Genomic DNA, 4593 nt, shown 5'->3' with positions numbered 1-4593 from the left:
CACCACCACTGATCAGCAGCGGAAACGAACGCAGGGGCATCATGAGCACCGTCAACGGCGGCATCTCCTACTGGTACGCGAACGATGGCATACCCGACCCCCGTGAGCCCCTGCCCGGCGACGCGACGGCCGACGTCTGCATCGTCGGCGGCGGCTACACCGGCCTGTGGACGGCGTACTACCTCAAGAAGGCCGTCCCCTTCCTCAACATCACCGTCCTGGAAGCCAAGTTCTGCGGGTACGGCGCCTCCGGCCGCAACGGCGGCTGGCTCTACAACGGCATCGCCGGCCGCGACCGCTACGCCAAGCTGCACGGCCACGACGCCGCCGTCCGCCTCCAGCAGGCCATGAACGACACGGTCACCGAGGTCATCAACACCGCCGCCGCCGAGAACATCGACGCCGACATCCACCACGGCGGCGTACTCGAAGTCGCCTACACGCCCGCCCAGCTCTCCCGGCTCAAGCACTTCCACGCCGCCGAGATCGCCTTCGGCGAGAAGGAACGCACCCTCCACGGCGCCCGCGAGACCGCCGAACGCGTCCGGGTGACCGGCGCCGTCGGCTCCACCTGGACCCCGCACGGCGCCCGCCTGCACCCGGTCAAGCTCCTCAAGGGCCTGGCCGCCGCGGTCGAGAACCTCGGCGTGACCATCCACGAGTCGACGCCCGTCACGGAGATCAAGCCCAAGCACGCCGTCACCCCGTACGGCACGGTCCGCGCCCCGTACATCCTGCGCTGCACCGAGGGCTTCACCGCCGGCCTCAAGGGCCAGCGCCGCACCTGGCTCCCGATGAACTCCTCGATGATCGTCACGGAACCGATCCCCGCCTCCGTCTGGGAGACCATCGGCTGGGACGGCCGCGAGACCCTCGGCGACATGGCCCACGCCTACATGTACGCCCAGCGCACCGCCGACGACCGCATCGCGCTGGGCGGCCGGGGCGTCCCGTACCGCTACGGCTCGCGCACCGACAACGACGGGCGCACCCAGCCCGCCACCATCGACGCGCTGCGCGAGATCCTCGTCCGCTTCTTCCCCACCGCCGCCGGCGTCCCCATCGCCCACGCCTGGTCGGGCGTCCTGGGCGTCCCCCGCGACTGGTGCTCCACCGTCGCCCTGGACCGCTCGACCGGCATCGGCTGGGCCGGCGGGTACGTCGGCAGCGGCGTGGCGACCACCAACCTCGCCGCCCGGACCCTGCGCGACCTGATCCAGCAGGACTCCGGCCAGGGCGGCCCCACCGACCTCACCACCCTGCCCTGGGTCGACCACAAGGTCCGCAAGTGGGAGCCGGAGCCCTTCCGCTGGCTCGGAGTCCAGGCCATGTACGCCGCCTACCGCACCGCCGACCGCCGCGAGGCGTCGGGCCATACGGCCGAAACGGACCCCATCGCCCGTTACGCCGACCGCATCGCCGGCCGCCACTGAGCCGGGCCGCCCCCGACCGGACCTCCCCGGGGCGGCAACCGAAAAGCCCAGGTCGCATGTGTTGCGACCTGGGCTGTGGAGCCCCCTGTCGGATTCGAACCGACGACCTACGCATTACAAGTGCGTTGCTCTGGCCAGCTGAGCTAAGGAGGCGTACCGGAGCAGTGTAACCAAACCGGATCCGGTGCCCGCCGGGTATTTCGATCAGCCCCCGACTGCTGACAGAACCGTTTCCGCCAGGTACCGTCACGGCAGGTCCACACCTGTGGACTACACCACTCCCTTACTCGGATCGTCCGGCACGTTCCTGCCGGTGAAGGAGAACATCACCATGGCCACTGTCACGTTCGACAAGGCGACCCGGATCTACCCCGGTTCCACCAAGCCCGCCGTCGACCAGCTCGAGATCGACATCGAGGACGGCGAGTTCCTCGTCCTCGTCGGCCCCTCCGGCTGTGGGAAGTCGACCTCCCTGCGCATGCTCGCGGGTCTCGAGGACGTCAACGGCGGCGCCATCCGCATCGGCGACCGCGACGTCACGCACCTGCCGCCGAAGGACCGGGACATCGCCATGGTGTTCCAGAACTACGCGCTGTACCCGCACATGTCCGTCGCCGACAACATGGGCTTCGCCCTCAAGATCGCCGGCGTGAACAAGAGCGAGATCCGCAAGAAGGTCGAAGAGGCCGCGAAGATCCTCGACCTCACCGAGTACCTGGACCGCAAGCCCAAGGCTCTCTCCGGCGGTCAGCGCCAGCGCGTCGCGATGGGCCGCGCCATCGTGCGCGAGCCGCAGGTCTTCCTCATGGACGAGCCGCTGTCGAACCTCGACGCCAAGCTCCGCGTCTCGACCCGTACGCAGATCGCGTCGCTCCAGCGCCGCCTCGGCATCACCACCGTGTACGTCACGCACGACCAGGTCGAGGCCATGACGATGGGCGACCGGGTCGCCGTACTGAAGGACGGTCTGCTCCAGCAGGTCGACTCGCCGCGCAACATGTACGACCGCCCCGCGAACCTCTTCGTCGCCGGCTTCATCGGCTCGCCCGCCATGAACCTCGTCGAGGTCCCGATCACCGACGGCGGCGTGAAGTTCGGCAACAGCGTCGTCCCGGTCTCGCGCGAGGCGCTCTCCGCCGCCGCCGACCGCGGCGACACGACCGTCACCGTCGGCGTCCGCCCCGAGCACTTCGACATCGTCGAGCAGAACGGCGCCGCCGCCGCGTCGCTCAGCAAGGCCGCCGCCGACGCCCCGGCCGGCCTGGCGGTCACCGTGAACGTCGTCGAGGAGCTCGGCGCCGACGGTTACGTGTACGGCAGCGCGCAGGTCGGCGGCGGGCACCAGGACCTCGTCGTCCGCGTCAACGGCCGCGCCGTACCGGACAAGGGCACCGAGCTGCACGTCGTCCCGCGCGCGGGAGAGACGCACGTCTTCTCCACGTCGACCGGCGAGCGCCTCAGCGACTGACACCGGCACCGACGCCGGTACGGGTGAAGGGCTCCGCACCTCGCGTGCGGAGCCCTTCGCGTGTGCCCCGTGGGGCGGAGGGTGTCGACAAATACCCCGGCAGATCGGGCATTTCGAATTCCGTACGTCAACGCGCAATTCGAAAAGTGACATCGAACCATCCCCCGGGAGAGTGACTAAATGTCGCCAAATCATTACTGGCCGCTACGCTCACTCGCGTGACCCACACAGCCCGCCGAATCGGCCGAAGTCTCGCTCTCGTCCTGCCCGTCGTCCTGGTGCTCTCCGGGACCCTCGCGGTCGCCAACGTCCCGTGGTCCACGGGCGGACCCGAGTCGCAGGTCCTCACCGCGTCCTCCGAGAAGGTAAACGTACGCGCCAAGTCCCGCGCCCCGCAGGACATTCTGCGCGACAAGCTCCTTCTGGAGCTCCAGGAGAAGGACCCCGGCGTCGCGTTGACGCACCTCCAGCGCGAGGTCGAGCGCCGTCCTTCGCTCGCCCAGCACTGCATGTCGATCGCCCGCTCGCTCGGCCGCGCCGCCGTGAAGCAGTACGGTCCGACGCGCGCGCAGTCGTTCTCCCGCCCTGTCTGCGACACCTCCTTCGCCTCCGGCGTCGCCCAGCAGACCGGCTGAACGGGGACCGACGGCTCCTGCCGCATATCGTGCCCCGTATGACCCGTACGACGACGTACCCGACGCAGGCCGTGGTCCTGGCGGGCGGCCAGGGCTCGCGCCTGCGCCCGTACACCGACGACCGCCCCAAGCCGATGGTCGAGATCCCCGGAACCGGGACCCCGATCATCGGCCATCAGCTTTCCTGGCTCGCTGCCGAGGGCGTGACCGACGCGGTCATCTCCTGTGGCCATCTCGCCGGCGTGCTCCAGGAGTGGCTGGACACGGCCGACCTCCCGCTGCGTGTCACCACCGTGGTGGAGAGCGAGCCGCTGGGCCGCGGCGGCGGCCTCAAGTACGCCGCCGCGCACCTGCCCGACCCCCAGAGCCCGTGGTACGCGACCAACGGCGACATCTGGACGCGCTTCTCGCTCCAGGACATGGCCGCCTTCCACGACGAGCGCGACGCCACGGCGACCCTCGCGCTGGCCCGCCCCCGGATCCCGTGGGGCGCCGTCGGGACCGACACCTTCGGCCACATCACGGACTTCATCGAGTCGCCCCCGTCGCCCTACCTCATCAACGCGGGCGTGTACGTCTTCTCAGCGGCCTTCACAGGGCTTCTCCCGGACCTGGGCGACCACGAACGCACCACCTTCCCCCGGCTGGCCCGAGAGCGCCGCCTGGCGGGCTTCCCGCTGCCGCAGGGGGCGTACTGGCGGGCCATCGACACCGCCAAGGACCTCAGCGAGGCCGCCAAGGAGCTCGCCGCCGCCCGCGGCTGACCCCGCGGGCGTTTCCACCGTACGGCGAAGGGCCCGGCGCACGAGATGTGCGCCGGGCCCTTCGCCGTACCTCGGGCCGCCTAGCCGAGCAGGCCGCCGATCACCCGGCCGCCGTTGCCACCGCCGCCGCTGCTGCCACCGCTGCCGCCGGTGGTGCCGCCGCCGCCCGTGGTGCCGCCGGTGGAGCCGCCCGTCGTGCCGCCGCCGGTGGTGCCGGCGCCGCCGGTCGTGCCGCCGCTGCCCGCACCGCCGCTGGACGTCGGTCCGGCGCTGGTGGTGGGGGCCTGCGGGGG

The 4593-nt window shown here is 70.8% G+C and carries 5 protein-coding genes and 1 tRNA gene; 4 read left to right on the top strand and 2 right to left on the bottom strand.

What is annotated here, in order from left to right:
- Positions 1-41 precede the first annotated feature (41 nt).
- Positions 42-1433 (top strand): NAD(P)/FAD-dependent oxidoreductase, encoded by a 1392-nt coding sequence (locus tag E2E34_RS31670; RefSeq protein WP_138905293.1) that lies wholly within the window; start codon positions 42-44, stop codon positions 1431-1433.
- A gap of 76 nt (positions 1434-1509) precedes the next feature.
- Here E2E34_RS31670 and E2E34_RS31665 read toward each other — a convergent pair.
- Positions 1510-1586, bottom strand: a tRNA-Thr gene (locus E2E34_RS31665).
- 178 nt (positions 1587-1764) lie between these two features.
- On the opposite strand from E2E34_RS31665, the gene E2E34_RS31660 reads away from it, so the two are divergent.
- The 3 genes from E2E34_RS31660 to E2E34_RS31650 all read left to right on the top strand — a co-directional run bounded on the left by E2E34_RS31660 (position 1765) and on the right by E2E34_RS31650 (position 4300).
- Positions 1765-2901: an ABC transporter ATP-binding protein gene (locus tag E2E34_RS31660; RefSeq protein ID WP_138905292.1), complete on the top strand. Its 1137-nt coding sequence runs from the start codon at positions 1765-1767 to the stop codon at positions 2899-2901.
- A 218-nt stretch (positions 2902-3119) separates the two neighbouring features.
- Positions 3120-3536 (top strand): hypothetical protein, encoded by a 417-nt coding sequence (locus tag E2E34_RS31655; protein WP_138905291.1) that lies wholly within the window; start codon positions 3120-3122, stop codon positions 3534-3536.
- 38 nt (positions 3537-3574) lie between these two features.
- Positions 3575-4300, top strand: coding sequence for a nucleotidyltransferase family protein (locus E2E34_RS31650; RefSeq protein WP_138905290.1), 726 nt, complete (start codon positions 3575-3577; stop codon positions 4298-4300).
- A gap of 80 nt (positions 4301-4380) precedes the next feature.
- Here E2E34_RS31650 and E2E34_RS31645 read toward each other — a convergent pair.
- On the bottom strand, positions 4381-4593 hold a 213-nt coding region (locus E2E34_RS31645; RefSeq protein ID WP_208765395.1), incomplete at its 5' end, for a hypothetical protein.

Origin of the sequence: Streptomyces albidochromogenes (genome assembly GCF_005981925.1) — a bacterium.
Taxonomy (GTDB): domain Bacteria; phylum Actinomycetota; class Actinomycetes; order Streptomycetales; family Streptomycetaceae; genus Streptomyces; species Streptomyces albidochromogenes.
The sequence above is the reverse complement of the archived record's forward strand: the minus strand, read 5'-3'. Positions and strand labels throughout refer to the sequence as shown.

Coding starts and splice junctions, on each gene's coding strand:
- E2E34_RS31670 (WP_138905293.1), top strand. CDS start 42: ATGAGCACCGTCAACGGCGGCATCTCCTACTGGTACGCGAACGATGGC.
- E2E34_RS31660 (WP_138905292.1), top strand. CDS start 1,765: ATGGCCACTGTCACGTTCGACAAGGCGACCCGGATCTACCCCGGTTCC.
- E2E34_RS31650 (WP_138905290.1), top strand. CDS start 3,575: ATGACCCGTACGACGACGTACCCGACGCAGGCCGTGGTCCTGGCGGGC.